At 69.3% G+C, this 16,601-nt stretch carries 17 protein-coding genes; 4 read left to right on the top strand and 13 right to left on the bottom strand.

What is annotated here, in order from left to right:
- Positions 1–9 precede the first annotated feature (9 nt).
- The 4 genes from J2853_RS08135 to J2853_RS08120 are packed head-to-tail and all read right to left on the bottom strand — an operon-like array spanning position 10 to position 4,382.
- Positions 10–1,041 carry a thiamine pyrophosphate-dependent dehydrogenase E1 component subunit alpha gene (locus J2853_RS08135; RefSeq protein WP_307556354.1) on the bottom strand — a complete coding sequence of 344 codons (1,032 nt, stop codon included), beginning with the start codon at positions 1,039–1,041 and terminating at the stop codon, positions 10–12.
- Entirely contained in the window at positions 1,025–2,275 is a 1,251-nt protein-coding gene (locus J2853_RS08130; protein ID WP_307556353.1) for a M24 family metallopeptidase, read from the bottom strand. Before J2853_RS08130 ends, J2853_RS08135 begins: the two co-directional genes overlap by 17 nt.
- Before the next feature lie 35 nt (positions 2,276–2,310).
- A complete protein-coding gene (locus tag J2853_RS08125; protein WP_307556352.1) occupies positions 2,311–3,258 on the bottom strand; it encodes an NAD(P)-dependent oxidoreductase in 948 nt (315 codons plus the stop codon).
- Positions 3,259–3,317: 59 nt separating this feature from the next.
- Complete coding sequence (locus J2853_RS08120; RefSeq protein ID WP_307556351.1) at positions 3,318–4,382, bottom strand: alpha/beta hydrolase family protein; 1,065 nt, start codon at positions 4,380–4,382, stop codon at positions 3,318–3,320.
- 51 nt (positions 4,383–4,433) lie between these two features.
- Between J2853_RS08120 and J2853_RS08115 the strand changes: the two genes are divergently transcribed.
- Positions 4,434–5,639: a M24 family metallopeptidase gene (locus J2853_RS08115; RefSeq protein ID WP_307556350.1), complete on the top strand. Its 1,206-nt coding sequence runs from the start codon at positions 4,434–4,436 to the stop codon at positions 5,637–5,639.
- A gap of 38 nt (positions 5,640–5,677) precedes the next feature.
- On the opposite strand, the gene J2853_RS08110 is transcribed toward J2853_RS08115, so the two are convergent.
- From J2853_RS08110 to J2853_RS08100, 3 genes are read right to left on the bottom strand one after another with little or no spacing between them, the layout of a single operon-like run.
- Positions 5,678–6,100, bottom strand: a complete 423-nt coding sequence (locus J2853_RS08110) for a MarR family winged helix-turn-helix transcriptional regulator (protein WP_307556349.1) — start codon at positions 6,098–6,100, stop codon at positions 5,678–5,680.
- 12 nt (positions 6,101–6,112) lie between these two features.
- Positions 6,113–7,579 (bottom strand): MFS transporter, encoded by a 1,467-nt coding sequence (locus J2853_RS08105; RefSeq protein ID WP_307556348.1) that lies wholly within the window; start codon positions 7,577–7,579, stop codon positions 6,113–6,115.
- A gap of 53 nt (positions 7,580–7,632) precedes the next feature.
- Positions 7,633–8,475 carry an NAD(P)H-binding protein gene (locus J2853_RS08100; protein WP_307556347.1) on the bottom strand — a complete coding sequence of 281 codons (843 nt, stop codon included), beginning with the start codon at positions 8,473–8,475 and terminating at the stop codon, positions 7,633–7,635.
- Positions 8,476–8,574: 99 nt separating this feature from the next.
- Between J2853_RS08100 and J2853_RS08095 the strand changes: the two genes are divergently transcribed.
- Positions 8,575–9,072, top strand: a complete 498-nt coding sequence (locus J2853_RS08095) for a MarR family winged helix-turn-helix transcriptional regulator (protein WP_307556346.1) — start codon at positions 8,575–8,577, stop codon at positions 9,070–9,072.
- Positions 9,073–9,201: 129 nt separating this feature from the next.
- Here J2853_RS08095 and J2853_RS08090 read toward each other — a convergent pair whose 3' ends face one another.
- From J2853_RS08090 to J2853_RS08065, 6 genes are all read right to left on the bottom strand, one after another.
- Positions 9,202–9,612 carry a type II toxin-antitoxin system VapC family toxin gene (locus J2853_RS08090; protein ID WP_307556345.1) on the bottom strand — a complete coding sequence of 137 codons (411 nt, stop codon included), beginning with the start codon at positions 9,610–9,612 and terminating at the stop codon, positions 9,202–9,204.
- A 4-nt stretch (positions 9,613–9,616) separates the two neighbouring features.
- Positions 9,617–9,868, bottom strand: a complete 252-nt coding sequence (locus J2853_RS08085; RefSeq protein WP_307556344.1) for an AbrB/MazE/SpoVT family DNA-binding domain-containing protein — start codon at positions 9,866–9,868, stop codon at positions 9,617–9,619.
- A 273-nt stretch (positions 9,869–10,141) separates the two neighbouring features.
- The gene (locus tag J2853_RS08080; RefSeq protein ID WP_307556343.1) at positions 10,142–11,311 is read right to left on the bottom strand and encodes an LVIVD repeat-containing protein; all 1,170 of its coding nucleotides are present in this window, start codon (positions 11,309–11,311) and stop codon (positions 10,142–10,144) included.
- 4 nt (positions 11,312–11,315) lie between these two features.
- A complete protein-coding gene (locus J2853_RS08075; protein WP_307556342.1) occupies positions 11,316–12,443 on the bottom strand; it encodes an ABC transporter substrate-binding protein in 1,128 nt (375 codons plus the stop codon).
- Between the two features lie 76 nt (positions 12,444–12,519).
- A complete protein-coding gene (locus J2853_RS08070; RefSeq protein WP_307556341.1) occupies positions 12,520–13,359 on the bottom strand; it encodes an ABC transporter permease in 840 nt (279 codons plus the stop codon).
- Positions 13,356–14,246 (bottom strand): ABC transporter ATP-binding protein, encoded by an 891-nt coding sequence (locus J2853_RS08065; protein ID WP_307556340.1) that lies wholly within the window; start codon positions 14,244–14,246, stop codon positions 13,356–13,358. The genes J2853_RS08070 and J2853_RS08065 overlap by 4 nt, the downstream gene beginning before the upstream one ends.
- 367 nt (positions 14,247–14,613) lie before the next feature.
- On the opposite strand from J2853_RS08065, the gene J2853_RS08060 reads away from it, so the two are divergent.
- Complete coding sequence (locus J2853_RS08060; RefSeq protein ID WP_307556339.1) at positions 14,614–15,528, top strand: PhnD/SsuA/transferrin family substrate-binding protein; 915 nt, start codon at positions 14,614–14,616, stop codon at positions 15,526–15,528.
- Positions 15,525–16,598 (top strand): LacI family DNA-binding transcriptional regulator, encoded by a 1,074-nt coding sequence (locus tag J2853_RS08055; protein ID WP_307556338.1) that lies wholly within the window; start codon positions 15,525–15,527, stop codon positions 16,596–16,598. Before J2853_RS08060 ends, J2853_RS08055 begins: the two co-directional genes overlap by 4 nt.
- Positions 16,599–16,601: the final 3 nt, after the last annotated feature.

Raw genomic sequence — 16,601 nt, 5'->3', positions numbered from 1 at the left:
GGAGAGGGGTCAGTTGCGCCATGCCGAGCTCCCGTCAGCCCATACGTCACGCTCGATGAGGGTCAGGTCCGGCTCCGGCGCGTTCCTCGCCGCCTCGGTGGCGTCGTCCACCTCGCGCAGGACGTCTTCGTCGATCCCTTTCAGCACTCCCTCCTCCACGCCCTTGCGCAGCAGGTGCGCCCGGTAGGTCACGAGCGGATCCCGCAGGAGCCACGGCTCGACCTCTTCGGCGGGGCGGTACTTCGCGGGATCCGCCCGTGAGTGCCCGCCGTGCCGGTAGGTCAGCGCCTCGATCAGCACCGGCCCGTGCCCCGAGCGCGCGTGCCGGAGGGCGTCGCGCGCGGCCGCGTACATCGCGGTCGCGTCGTTGCCGTCGACGACGACCGGCTCCAGGCCGTACGCCGCCGCGCGGTCGGCGGCCGGGCGGGGTACGGCGGTGACGCTGCCGATCGGGGTGTACTCCATCCACTGGTTGTTCTCGCAGACGAAGACGACCGGGAGCTTCCAGGTCGCCGCGAGGTTGAGGGCCTCGTGGAACGCCCCGATGTTGGTCGTGCCGTCGCCGAAGAAGCAGACGGCGACCTGGTCGGTGCCGCGCAGCTTCGCCGACCAGGCGGCGCCGTTGGCGATGGTCAGGTGCGCGCCGATGATGGCGTAGGAGCCCATGACGCCGTGTTCGACGCTGGTCAGGTGCATCGAGCCGCCCTTGCCGGCCATCAGGCCGGTGGATCGCCCGAGCAGCTCGGCCATGATGGGCTCCATCGCGACCCCCCGGGCGAGGGTGTGCGCGTGCCCGCGGTAGGTCGCGAACGTCCAGTCGTCGGGGCGCATGCTCGCCCCGAACGCCGCCGCGATCGCCTCCTGTCCCAGCGACAGGTGGCTGGTGCCTTTGACCAGGCTTTGCAGGAACAGGTCGTAGGCGCGCTTCTCGAACCTGCGCAGCCGTTCCATGGACCGGTAGAGCTCGAGTTCGGTCTCCGCGTCGACCTCGTGCCGGAAGGCGGGCGTCTCGGGCAGTCCTAGATCAGTAGGGGTTGGCAACGAACAGCTCCTCTGCCGGGAAGAGAGTGATGACCCGCGGGCCGTCCTCCGTGACGACGACTTCCTCCTCGATCCGTGCCGCGGAGTAACCGTCGGAGGCCGGGCAGTAGGTCTCCAGGGCGAAGACCATGCCCGCCTGGAGCTCGACCGGGTTCTCCAGCGAGTTCAGACGGCTGATGATCGGCCGCTCGTGCAGCGCGAGGCCGAGACCGTGGCCGAACTGCAGGCCGAAGGCCGACATCTCGTCCTCGAACCCGAAGTCCTCGGCGCGCGGCCACAGCCGCGCGATCTCGTCGGTTCCGACACCGGGTTTCACCGTGGAGATCGCGATGTCGATCCACTCGCGCGCCCGCTTGTAGGCGTCGCGCTGGGCGGGAGTGGATCGGCCGACGGCGAAGGTCCGGTAGTAGCAGGTCCGGTAGCCGTTGAACGACTGGATGATGTCGAAGTAGACCTGGTCCCCCGGCCGGATGATGCGGTCGGTGAAGTTGTGCGGGTGGGGGCTGCAACGCTCGCCCGAGACCGCGTTGACGGCCTCCACGTCGTCGGAACCCATGTCGTACAGGCGCTTGTTCGCCAGCGCGACGACCTCGTTCTCCCGGATGCCGGGTTTGAGCGCGTCGACGATCGTCTGGTAGGTGCCGTCGACCATCGCGGCCGCCGTGGACAGCAGCGCGATCTCGTCGGCGGACTTGATCTGGCGCGCGTCGAGCATCACCTGCTGGCCGTCGCGCACGTCGAGGCCGAGGCGTTGCAGCTCGAAGAGCATCGGCGGTTCGACGACGTCGACGCCGACGGGCAGATGGGCGACGCCCGCGTCCTCCAGCACGCCCTTGATCTCGCGGGCGGCCCGCTCGAACAGGCCCGCCTCCGGTGCGACGGAGCCGCGCAGGCCGAGCATCCCCGCACGTGAGTTCTCCATCCGCAGCCAGGGCGCGTACAGCTGGTGGTGTCTGGCCGCAGAGCCGAAGTCCCACAGGACCGGTTCGGCCTCACGGGGCAGCAGCGCGTATCGGGCCATCTTGTCGCGCGCCCACTCCCCGATCATCGTCGAGGTGATGTAGCGGATGTTGTTGATGTCGAACACGAGCAGCGCGCCGAGCTCGGAGGCGTCCAGCGCGGCGCGCGCACGGGACAGGCGGTGGTCACGGAGCCGGCCGAAGTCGACCCGCTGTTCGAAGTCGACGCCCATCCGTCCGGGGGCCGGCACGAGCGGTCCTGTGGTGCTGCTCATCGCGTCTCCTCACTCGCCCGGCTCACGTGCCCGGCTCACTTGCCCGCGCCGAGGCCGTCGTCGACCTCGGCGGCTTCGGGTTTCAGCTCCAGGCCCGCGGCGGCGGCCATCTGGTCGAGCAGGACGGAGAAGTCCTCCTCGCTCCGGCCGCCTCCGATGGTGGCCTGCACCAGTTGCTGCGTCAGGGCCGCCACGGGCATCGCCACGCCCAGCTCGCGGGCGGCCTTGAGCCCGAGGTCGAAGTCCTTGCGCAGCAGGACGGGGGTGAAGGTGGGGGTGTAGTCGAGCTTCACGAACGCCGGTGTCTTGTAGCGGGTGAACGTGGAGCCCATGACGCTGTCGTTGAGGAAGGCGAGGAAGGCCGCCCGTGAGACGCCGCCCTTCTCCGCGAGCACCGTGACCTCGGCGAGCGACTGGGCCACGACGCCGAGCAGCAGGTTGTGGCAGATCTTCACCAGCCTGGCCGTCTCCCCCTCCCCCACGTAGGAGGCCGAACGGCCGATCGCGCCGAGCAGCGGCGCGACCTTGTCGTAGACCTCCTCGGGACCGGAGACGACGAAGCTGAGCTTCCCCGACGCCACGACCTTGCCGTTGCCGCTCACCGGGGAGGCGAGGAACTCGGCCCCGTGCCGGTTGACGGCCGCTCGCATCTCCGCGGAGGTCTCCGCCGACACCGTGGAGCAGTCGACGACGATCGGGGGAACGGGGCCGCCGGCGGTGAGGAGGCCGCCTTCGCCGACCAGCACCTGCTCAAGGTCCTCCGAGGAGGACACCATCGTGAAGACCACGTCGCGGTCGGCGAGGTCGCCGATCGACTCGGCCACCGACGCGCCGTCGGCCACGAGTTCCTCGGCCTTCGATCGCGTCCGGTTCCACACCGCCACGTCGACGCCGGCCCGCGCGAGCCGCCGTGCCATGGCCGCTCCCATCCGGCCCGCTCCGATCCACCCGACGCGCGGCGGCGGGAGTGGTTCAAGGCTCATGCGGACTCCTTGCAATCGATTGCCATGAATTTACTGAGGCACCTGTCGGGTGTCAAGGTTCACTCACCCGCTCCGAGCTGGGTCGCCACCCAGTCCGCCGTCTTCTGGCGGTGCCGCGCGGCGACGTTCATGCACCCGTGGTTGCCCTCGTCGAGGAGCAGCAGCCGGGTCTCCCCCTTCGCCTCCTCGGCGAGGCGGACGGCGTGCTGCCACGGGATGAGCCGGTCGCGCCTGCCGGTGACCACGAGCAGCGGGCAGGTGATGGAGGCGGTCCGCCCCGTGAGGCTGAGCGTGTGCGCGATCTCGCGCGCGTGCCCGTCGCTCTCCGCCCTGGACCGGGCGCGGAACGCCGCCCGGGTGAGGGCCGGCAGCCGCTCCCAGCACTCGCCGAAGTCGTAGGGTCCGGCGAGCGCGACACAGGCGCGCACCCGGCCGTCGCCACTGGCGACGCGAGGGGCGTAGTAGCCGCCGAGGCTGACCCCCCAGACCGCGAGCCGGTCCGGATCGACGTCCGGCTCCGCCGAGACGGCGTCGAGGATCGCGCCGCCCGGGACCTCCCAGTCACCGCGAATCGCCAGGTCGTACTCGGCTTCGCCCTGTCCGGGACCGTCGACGCTGAAGGTTCCGACGCCCCGTTCGAGGAAGAGGGCCTCGGTCGAGCGGAACTCCTCCTTCGCGGAGTCCAGGCCCGGGATCATGACCGTCACCGGGTGCGGGCCGGGGCCGCGGGGCAGACGGAGCACGCCGACGAGACGTGATCCGTCGAACGGGATCTCGACGCGCCGCCCCGGCGGGTCGAGGTGCGGGAGCGCGGCGTCGAGGCATCGCACCGCGGCCAGGTGCGCCTCGCGCATCCGGACCGGGTCCTGGACGAAGAGGAACTTGCCGAAGTGATGGCAGACGGCGGCCTGGACGTAATGCTGTCCCGCCGAGCGGAGGCGGCCCTCCTCCACGGCCTCGGCACCGAGAGCCTCGTACTCCGCCCCCACCTGCGACCACGCGGAGCACCAGCCGTCCCAGTCCTTCAGACCGGACGTCACGCGCTCGAAGTCCGCGACCGCGACCCCGTTCGTCGTGAACCTCGGAGCCCAGTGCGAGACCGCCGAGGCGACGAGCTCGTCCATGATCTACTCCTCTCATTGCAATCGGTTGCATACTGTTCGATCATAAGAGTCATGTCAACGCCGCTCTTCAGATCGCCACTCGTCGCCCCCGCTCCGTTCAGCACCGGGGAACTGCATTCCAGACGTGCGCTCATGCGGGCCGCCGCCACGGCGCACGGCGCGGACGTCGTCCTCGCGTACGGCGCGAACCGGACCGGTAGTGCCATCCCCTGGCTCACCACCTGGCCGGTCACCCGGGAGGCGCTCTTCGTGCTCCCGGCGGACGGGGCGGGACATCTGCTCGTCGGATTCCACAACCACGTGCCCGACGCCCGGCGCACCGTTCTCGCCGCGGACCTCGGCGACGAGGCCGGCCCGATCGGCGACGACCCGGCGCACGCGGCGGTGCGGGCTCTGCGGCGGCTCGGCCCCGCGTGCCGGGTCGGCCTCGTCGGCCCGGTCCCGGCCAGGGTGCGGGACGCCGTCGGCGGGTGGGCGAGCGCCGTCGTGACGCTGGACGAGCACTACACCCGCCTGCGCATGGTCAAATCCGACGAGGAACTGCGGTGGCTGGAGCACGCTGCGGCGCTGACCGACCTGGGCGCGGCGGCCCTGCTCGACGCCGCCGGACAGGGGGCGAGCGAGCGGGAGATGGTCGCCGCCGCGGAGCACGCCTACCGCGCGGAGGGGGGCACGCACCACATCTGCTACGTCACGACGACGTCGATGAGCGCGCCCGACCGCTGCGTCCCGGCCCAGTGGCCGGGCGAGCGCGTAACGCGGCCCGGGTCCGTCGTGGTGTTCGAGCTCAGTGCGGGCTGGGGACAGGACCACCCCGCCCAACTGCTGCGCACCGCGGTGGTCGGCGCCGAGCCCCCCGCGCTGTACCGGCGGCTGCACGCGGTCGCCGAGACGGTCCGTGACGAGGTCATGGGCCGCCTGCGCGCCGGGGTCCCGCCCGCCGAGCTGCTGGCGAGCCTGCGTCATGTCCGGGCCGAAGGGCTGTCGACCGTCGACGATCTCCTCCATGGACTCGGCGGTGGATACCTGCCTCCCGTTCTGAGCGGGCGCGACCTCACCCCGCGCGGCCTGCACGCCGAGCCGCTGCGCGCGGGGACGACGCTCGTGGTGCAGCCCAACGTCTGCACCCCCGATCTCTCCGCCGGCGTGCAGACCGGTGAGATGGTCGTGGTCACCGACACCGGCTGCCGCTCCCTGCACCGGTTCCCGCCCGGCCTGCTCACCCTTCCCTTCGACGCCTCGCGGCCGTACGGCTGATCAGGACCGTGCGGAGCCCGTCGTGGTGTGGGCGGCCTTCATCGTTCGATTCCTGTCCGGCGGGCCTCGATGTTGTGGGTCATGCGTTCGAGGACGCCGACGGCCGTGAGGTACTCGTTCATGGATATGCCAGACATCGACAGCTCACGAAACGCGTTGACGCGTTCGGCGACCTTGGCCAGACGCCGACGTCCGTCGGAGGTGAGGGTGAGCCGGTCCGATGTGGGGCGGGTCACCCAACCGTCGGCGAGCACGGTTTCGATGACGGCGGTCAGGGTGGGGACATCGGCGTTGGCCGCGAGGACCGATAGGACGTCGGTGTCCGAGACCTGAGGGGTGTCTTCGACGACGTTGAGGACCTGCCAGGCGATCCGGGTGAGGCCGAACTCGTTCAGCATGCCGTTCATGTGATGGGTGAGGGCTTCGTCGGTGCGGTTGAGCCAGTAACCGATGGGTTTCATGATCGGTGCTCCTCAGTGAAGTCGAGGTTGGGCTTTGCGTGGCATGAGCCGGACGAGGCCGCAGCAGACGAACACGCCGGCGGCGACGGCGGCCAGGCTGAGGGCGGTGCCGCCGGAGGTGTGGAGGTAGATGGTGGTGATGGCCGCGGCGCCGACGCTGTTGGCCAATTGCTGGGTGGCCGACAGCGAGCCGCTGGCGCTGCCGGACTCCTTCGGGTCGAGGTCACCCAGGGTGACCTCGTAGATGGTGCCGAAGCATGTGCCCAGGCCCAGGCCGATGACGAACACCGGCAGGATGAGCGCCCAGCCGGCCAGGTCGGATCCCTGGGTCTGCACCAGTGCGAGCAGTGAGAGGGTGCCGGTCAGGGTGAGGGTCAGGCCGATCAGAATCAGGGTGCGGCCCATACGAGCGATGAGGTTGTGCACGGTGATCGAGGAGACGATGATGCCTGCCGCGATCGGCGCGAGGCCGAGAGATGCCTGCGTCGGCGTGCGGTGCAGCACGTCCTGCAGGAAGAGGGACAGGACGAACAGCAGGCCGGAGACTGCCGCGTTAAAGACCAGTCCGAGGAGCAGGCCGGAGGTGAAGCCTCGGTTCGTCAGCAGCGAGGGCTCGATGAGTGGGCTGACCGCGGCGCGCTGACGCAGGCAGAACAGGGCGAAGAGGCCCGCGCCGACCGCCAGGGAGAGGATCGGGCGCAGCGTCCAGCCATGGCTGGAGCCCTCGACCAGGCCGTACAGGAGGCCGATCATCGTGGCTGCGAGCAGGCCGGAGCCGAGGCCGTCGACGGTGACCGTCCGGTCGCCGGTGTCATGGGGCAGGAGCCGGGCGGCCAGGCCGATCGCGAAGCCGCCGAGCGCGATGTTGATCAGGAACATGGAGCGCCAGCCGAGGCCGAACAGATTGGCGTCGATAAGCAATCCGGCGAGGATAGGGCCGCCGATGGCGGACAGGCCCAGGGCGGGGACGAAGACGCCGAATGCTTTGCCGATCTCGTCGCGGGGGAATACCGCGCCGAGGATGCCGAAGCCCTGCGGGATCAGCAGGGCGCCGAAGGCTCCCTGAAGCAGCCGGAAGGCGATGATGGACGCGGGGTCAAAGGCCAGGCCGCAGGCGATGGACGCGGGGTCGAAGGCCAGGCCGCAGGCGATGGACGCGGGGTCGAAGGCCAGGCCGCAGGCGATGGACGCGAGGGTGAAGCCGGTGATTCCGATCAGGAACAGGCGGCGACGCCCGAACCTGTCGCCGAGCCGTCCGCCGACCACGAGTAGGACGCCCATGGCCAGGGAGTAGCTCGCGCCGAGCCACTGGACGAGGGCGTCTCCGCCGCGCAGGTCGGCGGCGATGGTCGGGGCGGCGATGTTGGTGATCGTCGCATCGAGAAGGTCGACGATTGCGGCGAAGAGGACGACGGCAAGGACGGCCCAGCGTCTGTGATCGGCGGAATGCGGCGGCACGGGAGCCAGGAGGGTGGACATGGGGAGGCCTTAAGGGAAGGAAGGGGCGCCGCCTGAACGGAGGACCGGCGAGGTCAGCGCTGGGTGAAGGCGGCGGCGTTCTCACGTGCCCACTGCTGGAAGCTGCGGGCGGGCTTGCCGAGAAGGGTCTGGGTGGTGTCGGCGATGGCGGCGGGGCGAGCGGACGCGGCGGACCAGAGGGCAAGCAGGGAAGCGGCCATCGGGGCGGGCATGTACTGGCTCATCTGCTGCTCGGCCTCGGCGTGAGTGATCTTCACGACGAGGATGTCGCGCTCGAGGACCTCGGACAGAACGGCGAGCTGCTCGCGGAAGGTGAGCGACTGCGCGCCGGTGAGGGTGATCGAGCGGCCCTTGAGGGAACCGCCGCTCAGGGCCTCGACGGCGATGTCCGCGAGGTCCTCGGAGTGGATGGGCGTGATGTCCGCGTCCGGGTAGGCGAGCTGGATCGGCAGATTCTGGCCGATGAAGTAGGCCCAGCCGAGCGCGTTGCTGGCGAAGGCGTCCGGGCGCAGGAACGTGCAGGTGAGATCGGAGGAGGCGAGGGCCTGCTCGACCTTAAGGCTGTGTGAGGCCAGCGGGTCGGTCTCGGCGCCGGGGTCGAGGACCGAGGAGGAGGACAGCAGAACGACGTGCTCGACGCCCGCGGCCTCGGCGGTCTTGATGAAGGCGTCGATGCCGTCGGGCTCGGGGTAGAGGAACACCTGGCGGACGCCGCGGAGCACGGCTTCGAAGGTCTCCGGCCGGTTGAGCCCGAGCTCGGCGACTTCGACACCGGCGGGGACGGTCAGTTCAGCGGGATTGGCGCTGGCGGCGCGGACGGAGATACCTGCGGAGTGGAGGCGGTAAATGACCGCTTGACCGACCCTGCCGCGGGCACCGGTGATGAGGATAGTCATGATCTTCTCCGTTCATGGTGTTATGCATATGCATGCTGTCATGCATGTATTTTCGCGTCAACACATGTCTTCGGAGGTTCACGGATATACGATGGGCACATGACGACGAGCGAGCCACGAACGGCCGACGAGCTGCTGGACGCCGTGGGCTCCGCGTTCTCCAAGCTGCGCCGCACCTCATTGCTGGAGGTCGAAAACCCGATCTCGGCCAAGGACCTGAGCCGGACCCTCGTGCTCAACATCGTCCTGGAGCACACCCAGGACTCCGGCAAGGAGATCACTGTCGGGGCGGTGGCCGAATTCCTGGCCGTGGATCCTTCGGTGGCCAGCCGAATGGTCACCGACAACATCAAGGCCGGCTACCTGATCCGCGCCGCCTCCCAGCAGGACGGCCGCCGCACCGTCCTGCAGCTCAGCCCGGAAGGCGCCGAGCTCATGGCCCGCTTCCGTCGCCACCAGCGCTCGGCGTTCGAATACATCACCGCCGACTGGTCGGACCACGACCGCCTGGAGTTCGCCCGCCTGATGCTCAAGTACGTCGGCTCTCTGGCCCACCTCCGCAACCGAGGTCTGGCCGAAGACGTAAAGGGCTCTTAGCGCACCTTTGACGCAAGCGCGGATGGACCACCCGGAACCAACCTCGCCGACCGAAACACCTTCTGATCTGCGGCTCAGTCGTTGGCGCTGGTTCTCAGCCGGACAGTCCCGGGACCCCGATCCCGCGGATCAGCTCGGACGGACCAGCTCGACGAGTTCCGGCGCGACGCCCGGGAACTTCCGATCCGCGGTGAGCAGCGCTGCGGCCCCCACCTCACGTGCGGTCGCGATGATGAGGGCATCCGGCATCCGAACGGTCAGATCTCCGGCTCTGAGCTGGGCCGCGCTCTCGGCCGTCGCCTCGTCCACCCCGACGATCCGATCGAGGGCGGCGGTACGGAACTCCGCGAGCGCCTTCTCGGCCTCGGCTCCCCTGCGGACCGCACCAACCCGTAGCTCGCTCCACGTGATCACAGAAATGGCGAAGGACGCCGCCTGGTCCTCCCAGCGGCGGACCGCGGCGAAGGCGTCAAGGTGGAGCGCGTCGTCGGGATTGAGGAGACTGGAGATGATGTTGGTGTCGAGTATCACCGTCGGCACGCCGTCAGCTCCAGCTTTCGCGGCTTGCCTCGACGTCCACGGCTTCGGTGAAGCCGGGGACCGTGCCGATGACACCGTCGAAGCGGCTGCGATGCCGCCGGATGACGATCTGGCCGCCTTCCTCGGTTATGTCGATCGGGTCTCCCGCGCGAAGCCCGAGCTTGCGCAGCACGGCGGCCGGCAGAGTCACTTGGTTCTTGCTGGAAATGCGCGCCGGTCCCTCACGCCTGACACGTGTTCTCTTGCCGTACTCCATAACCTTTACTGTAGCCACCATAGGTAAAGGTTAAACTACGTCACCAAAAGCACGTGCTCGATTCCGCAAAGTCACCGGCCTGCCGACTGCTTCACGCCTCGCTCCGCCCGACCCGGGGAACCTCGGTCCTCCACAATCCAGGCCTGGAGGATCGAGAAGACCGGGGGCAGGCCTCGGGTGGGAAGGGGTGGTCGCTCGTTTCGGTGATGGAACGAGCTGGGTGTCTCGTCGCCATGGAGACGGCCCCAAGGCAGACGGCCCCAAAGCACACATTTACATCAAAGCGGCGAGTTCGCCCTCGGGCTCCAGGACGAACAGCCCTCCGTTCGTGCGGTCGGTCACCCAGACGAGGCCGTCGCGATCGACGAACAGGTCGTTCGCCTGTGGGGCGGCCTGACCGGGCGGCGTCCGCGAGACCCAGTGCGCGATCTCGCGTGGACGGCCGGAATCCTCCAGGTCGTAGACCCGGACCCCCGCGCTGAAGTACGTCGCGAAGACCAGGCGCCCGCTCTGGAACGACCCCGCGCGATTCTCGTGCAGGCAGTGCGGCCCGTACCGCATGGGCAGCGCGCCGAAGTCGCCCTCCGGCTCCGGGAGGGCCGCCAGATAGCGCGGGTTCGCCGGATCACCGACGTCGATCAGGTGGATGCGCCGGGCCGGCGCGCGCGGTCCGTCCTGCTGCTGCTCGTCGGTGACGACGAGCAGGTCACGGCCGGGCAGCGGGAGGCACGTGTGCGTGGCGCCGCCCTCCCATCGGCAGAACCCGATCGCCCGGGGGCGGGAGGGGTCCGCGATGTCGAGGACCACGAGATTCGCGTCGTCGTAGCCGAGGTAGGCGATGTCTCCGTCGAGCAGCGCGTGATGCGCCGCGTGCCGTCGCCCGGCCGGCCAGTCCGGCCGCTCGCCTCCGGCCTCCCACTGGCCGGGCCACCACCACCGGCCCGCCTCCACCGGGTGGTACGGGTCCGACAGGTCGAGGATCATCCAGATCCGGTCGGTGAAGCCCTCCGGCGTGACGGAGACGTGGGCGAACCGCCCGCCCTCCCACACGATCCGGTGAACGCCCTTGCCGGAGGACTCCCAGAACGCGATCCGTCTCGGCGCCGGCGGATCGGCGAGGTCGTATATCGCCAGGCCCGCCGAGTGCGGTCCCAGCGGGGCGGTGGGCCGGTACGGAAAACGCTCGTGGTTGACCAGCAGCAGGCCGTCGGCGACCTGCACCTTGTGCGTGTGCGTGTTGTCCGGCGCCGGCCACTGATCCACCAGCTTCGGGCGCCGGGGGTCCGAGACGTCGAGGATCGAGGTTCCCGCCCTCGACGTCCCCGCATGGCCGACGTACAGGGTGTTCTCGTGACGCATCACCTGCATCCCGTCGCCCCTGCCGTCGAGATCGTGATGCGCGAGCAGTCGCAGGCCCTTCGCCTCGGCGGTTTCCACGCGCATCGGGTCACATGTCCGCGAGCGCGGGGTTGAGCGGAAGGCCCAGAGCCTTCTGCGCGCGCCAGAGCGGGAGGAGGTAGGTGAACTCGCGCCAGTCCGTCCCCTCGGGCACCGTCTTGTAGGCGATCTGGTCACCGATGAACTTGTCCATGTCCGCCGGCTTGAATCCGCCGTCGCTCACGTGGTAGTCCGGCGCGTTCTCCGCCCCGTACGCGTCCGCGTACTCGGCCGGGATGTCGAACTTCCTGTCGCGCATGATGGTGAGCACTTCGTCCTTGTTGGCCTGGTCGGTGATGAACTGACGCGCCTTCAGGGTGGCGGCGAGGAACGCGGTCACGGTTTCGGGGCTCTCCTGGAGGAGTTTGTTCGCCGACCAGCCGCTCTGCGGCACTTCGCGGGTCTCCTGGAACAGGACCTTGCCGCCCGCCTTCTCCAGCACCGTGCGGTGGCGCAACTGGATGCTGGCGCCGTCGACGGTGCCGGCGATCACCGACTGCAGCCGCTCGTTCGACTGGCCGCCGGTGCTGACGATCTTGACGTCCCTGTCGGGTTCGACGCCGTTGTCCCGGAGCAGCTGACGGATGATCGCGTCGTTGCGGCTGCCGAACTGGCCGCCGGTGATGGTCTTGCCCTTCAGGTCGGCCCCCGAGGTGATCCCCTTGCCCACCCCCAGGATGTTCGCCTCGCCACCGAGGTAGACCGAGAGGAACCGCAGGCCCTGGCCGCTCTTCTTGGCCGCGGTGATCGCCGTGTCGGTGTCGTACAGGGCCAGGTCGAGCGAGCCGCCGATGAGCGGCGGCAGCGGGTCCTCGATCGTCTTGATCTCGACGGAGTCGATGCCGAACTCCTTGAAGTAGCCCTTGACGAGCGCGACCTCGATGTCGTGGTGGAAGAGGTAGTACGGGTTGTCCACCCCGACCACGAGGCTCTTCTTGACCTTGCTCTTGTCGATCGTCCCGCTGACGTCGGTCTCGCTCTTGGGCACGTTGGCCTTGACGGCGTCCATGGGCGCGTTGCCGGCACCGCCGCCGGCGGCGGTGCCGGCGCTGTCGCCGGAGCCACCGCATCCGGCCAGCGAGCCCGCGAAGAGGAGTGACACGCCGATCGTTCCGAGGCACCGGGTGAATCCGTTCATGAGCTTGACTCCTGCTCTGCCTGTGGCGAGATCTGGGTCGAGGGGGGCGACATCGTCGAGGAATCCGAGGACGTGGTCACGCGCGCGAGGTGTCCCGCCACGGCGCGGCGCGTTGCTCCAGCCAGCGCATGGACTGGATGAGACCGACGGACATGATGGCGAGGAGGATCAGGACCGCGTACAGCATCGGCGCGTCGAACTGGTCGCCGGCCCGGTCGAGCAGGAAGCCGAGGCCGTTGCCGCCGCCGCCGAGAAGCTCGCCGATCAGCATCCCGACGAGGCCTCGAGCGATCCCCTGGTTCACGCCCGAGATCACGAACGGCAGCGTGAACGGAAAGATGATCTTGGAATACGTCTGCAGGCGGCTGGTCCCGAACACCCGCCCGGCGCGCAGCAGCGAGGGGTCGACGGTCTTCACGCCGGCCATGCAGTTGACCATGATCGGGAAGACGGCCGAGAGGACGATGATGGTCAGCTGCATCGAGTTGTCGAATCCCATGATGAGGATCAGCAACGGGATCAGGGCGACCCTGGGCAGCGACGCCATCGCCCAGACATAGGGGCTCAGGATGAGGTCCGCGACCTTGCTCGCCCCCATCAGAAGGCCGACGGGGATGCCGATGGCGATGGAGATGGCCAGCCCGATCAGGAAGTTCGAGATGCTGTGCGACAGCTCGGGCCAGATCGTTCCGTCGGCGAACCCGGTGTAGATGGCTTCGAACATGGCCGACGCCCTGGGGAAGAACAGGGCGTTGATCAGCTCGGCACGCGCGACGAGTTCCCAGATCAGGAAGAACACCGACAGGTTGACGATCGTGATCGCCGTGCTCCTGAACCGCGCGTACCTGTTGACGGCGATCGTCTCGATCTGGGCGGTGCCCCGGGTGCTCTGCCCGGCCGGAACGGCGTGCGTCATCGGGTCTCGACCTCCTGCTGCGCGACGGATCCCGATTTGGCGCCGAGCGCCTCGTCCGCGAGAAGCTGCCAGAGATGGCTGCGGATCTCGCCGAACCTGGCCGATCGCTTGATGTCGTTGCGCTCGTCGAACCGGGGGCGCGGCAGGTCGACGTCGATGATCTCCCGGATCGTTCCGGGGCGGTTGGACACCACGACGATGCGGTCGCCGAGCGTGATGGCCTCGTCGATCGAGTGGGTGATGAACACGACGGTCTGCCGCGTCTCGGCGATGATCTTCTCCAGCTCGGCCTGCATGGCCTCGCGCGTCATGGCGTCGACGGCGCCGAACGGTTCGTCCATCAGCAGGATCTCGGGCTCGCCGACGAGCGCCCTGGCGATGCCGACCCGCTGGCGCATGCCGCCGGAGAGCTCGTGCGGGTAGGACTTCTCGAATCCGGCCAGCCCCACCAGCTTCAGGGCGTCGGCGATGCGGCGCCGCCGTTCGGGCTTGGGGACGTGTCCTCGCCGGTTCTCGATCGCGAACTCCACGTTGCGTTCGACGGTTCGCCACGGCAGCAGGGCGTAGTCCTGGAACACCATCGCGCGGTCGGCCCCGGGACCGCCGACCTCCACGCCTCGCACCTTGACCGAGCCGGAGATGGGTTTGACGAATCCGGCGATCATGTTGATCAGGGTGGTCTTGCCGCACCCCGACGGACCGACGATGGCCAGGAACTCACCCTGCGTCACCGTGAGGGAGATGTCGCGCAGCGCGATCAGTCGCGTGCGTTCGCGCTGGTTGTCGTATCCCGCACTGACCTCAGTCGCCTCGATCAGCGTGGATCCGACGGTACTCGCGTGCTCCTTGGCCGGACGTTCGGTCTGGCGAGACCCGACGTGCACCATTTCAGCTCCTTGCTCAACCAGTGCGCGGCGCTTGCGTGCCGGCGCGAACGGGCTGTGACGCGATTCACACTGCAATCGTTTGCGGCACGTTACCTAAGGATTACGACGGCGTCAACAACTTCTCGCCCGCCGACTCCGCCGCCCGGTGCCTCCGGATCCCGGATCTCAAAAATGAAGGGCTTTCAAACCCGACGATCATTCATATTCGTGATCTTTAGACCTCGCGGGCCGGCTGCCCCGAGCTGCCCGCATGATGACGCAATCGATTGCATGCGAAAGCCGAAAGCGAATGGACCTCATTCGCCCGGCGCCGCGTATCCTTGCGCAGCAATCGTTTGCTCTATCCTGTCACCAGAGGAGGTGGACCATGCGTACGTTGCGGATCGGCACGTTCAGCCCATCCGTGGTGCTCGGCGTCGCCGCGGCGACCGGAGCACTCGACGCAGCCGGGCTCGCGATCACCCAGGTGCCCGCACGCAGCTCCCCCGAGCAGTTCGCCGCGTTGCTCGCAGGCGAGCTCGACGCGGCCATCACCAGCCCGGACAACGTCCTAGCCTACCGGTTCGTCGCGGACAACCCCCTCAGAAGCACCGCCGACCTGAGGATTCTCGCCGCCGTCGACCGCGGCCTCGGGTTGTCGCTGTTCACCGCCCCCGGGGTGAAGGACGTCGACTCGCTGCGCGGGGGTGTCCTCGCCGTCGACGTCCCCACCTCGGGCTTCGCCTTCGTGGCCTACGAGCTGCTCGCGCGGCAGGGCGTCAAGGCGGGGATCGACTGCGAGATCACCGCGCTCGGATCGACCCCCCGGCGCGCCGAGGCGCTGGCCGAGGGGCGGTGCGCGGTGACCGTGCTCAACGCGGGGAACGACCTTCGCGCCGAGGGGGCCGGCTGCCACAGGCTCTCGCGTGCCAGAGAGCTCGGCCCGTACGTCGCGACGGTCCTCGCGAGCGCCGGGGGGCACGAGGAGGAGTCGCTCGCGGCGCTGACCCGCGTCATCGTGGACACCGCGGGACAGCTGGCCGCCGGGCGCCTCCACGAACTCGCGTCGTCGGTCACCGCGCGGCTCCTGAAGCTGGGCGACGACGACGTCCGGCGGTACGTCGAGCTGCTCGCCGACCCCGAGGAGGGACTCGTCGCCGGCGGCCGCGTGGACCGGGAGTCGCTTGACACGCTGGTGACACTGCGGACGCGCCACCACGCCGGCTCGGCCGACCTCGCCGGCGCCCTGCTGCGCGACACCGGGCTCCTGGACGAGCGCTTCCTGCCGGGAGCCGCGCCGTGACGCCTCCGTCCCCCGCCACCGAGCCCGGCGTCCAGGCCGCCTCAGCGGCACGGCGGCCGACGCTCAAGGACGTGGCCGGCGAGGCGGGCGTCCACCCGGCGACGGCCTCCCGCGCGCTGAATCCCGAGACGCGCCACCTGGTCAACGACGAGACGGCGCAGCGGGTGCACCGGGTCGCGGACTCGCTCGGCTACCAGCCGAACCCCATCGCCCGCAGCCTCAAGACGGCACGTTCCTCAAGCATCGGCCTGGTCATCCCCGACCTCACCAACCCCCTGTTCCCGCCGATCGTCAGGGGCGTCGAGGACGTGCTCGGCGGCGTCGGGTACAACGCCTGGATCGTCAACACCGACAACGACCCCGACCGCGAGACGGCCGTCGTCGAGTCCCTCCAGAACAGGAGCGTCGAAGGTTTCGTCTTCGCGACGGCGCGCCTCCATCACCCGCTCCTCGAGCGGCTGGCCGCCGGCGGCACCCCCACCGTCCTGGTGAACCGCAGGCTCGCCCTGTCCGATATCCCCTCGGTGACGGGTGACGACGCCGGAGGCGTCGCGATGGCGATGCGCCATCTCGTCGAACTCGGTCATCGGAAGATCGTCCACCTCGCCGGTCCCCAGGACCTCTCCACCGGGGTGAACCGCCTGCGCGCCTTCCGGCAGGCGCTGGAGGACCACGGGCTGGAGAACTCCCCGTCGCGCCTGAAGCTCTGCTCCGCGTGGGCCGAGACCGCCGGCGCGAAGGCGGTCGCCGAGCTCCTCGACGACGGGGTCGAGTTCACCGCCGTCCTGGCGGGCAACGACCTCCTCGCGCTCGGCTGCTACGACGCCCTGGCGGAGCGCGGGCTGTCGTGCCCGGGCGACGTCTCCGTGGTCGGCTTCAACGACATGCCCTTCGTCGACAAGCTGAGCCCTCCGCTCACGACGGTGCGCATCCCCCACTACGAGGTCGGGGCCGAGGCCGCGCACCTGCTCCTGGAGCGCTTGCGGGCCCCGAACCGGCCGGCCCGGTCCGTCCTGCTGCCGCTCACCCTGGTGAACCGGCAGTCCACCGCCCCTCCACGGGGGCGCTGACCA

Origin of the sequence: Streptosporangium lutulentum (genome assembly GCF_030811455.1) — a bacterium.
Classification (GTDB): domain Bacteria; phylum Actinomycetota; class Actinomycetes; order Streptosporangiales; family Streptosporangiaceae; genus Streptosporangium; species Streptosporangium lutulentum.
This window is presented reverse-complemented; position numbering and strand designations above follow the sequence as displayed.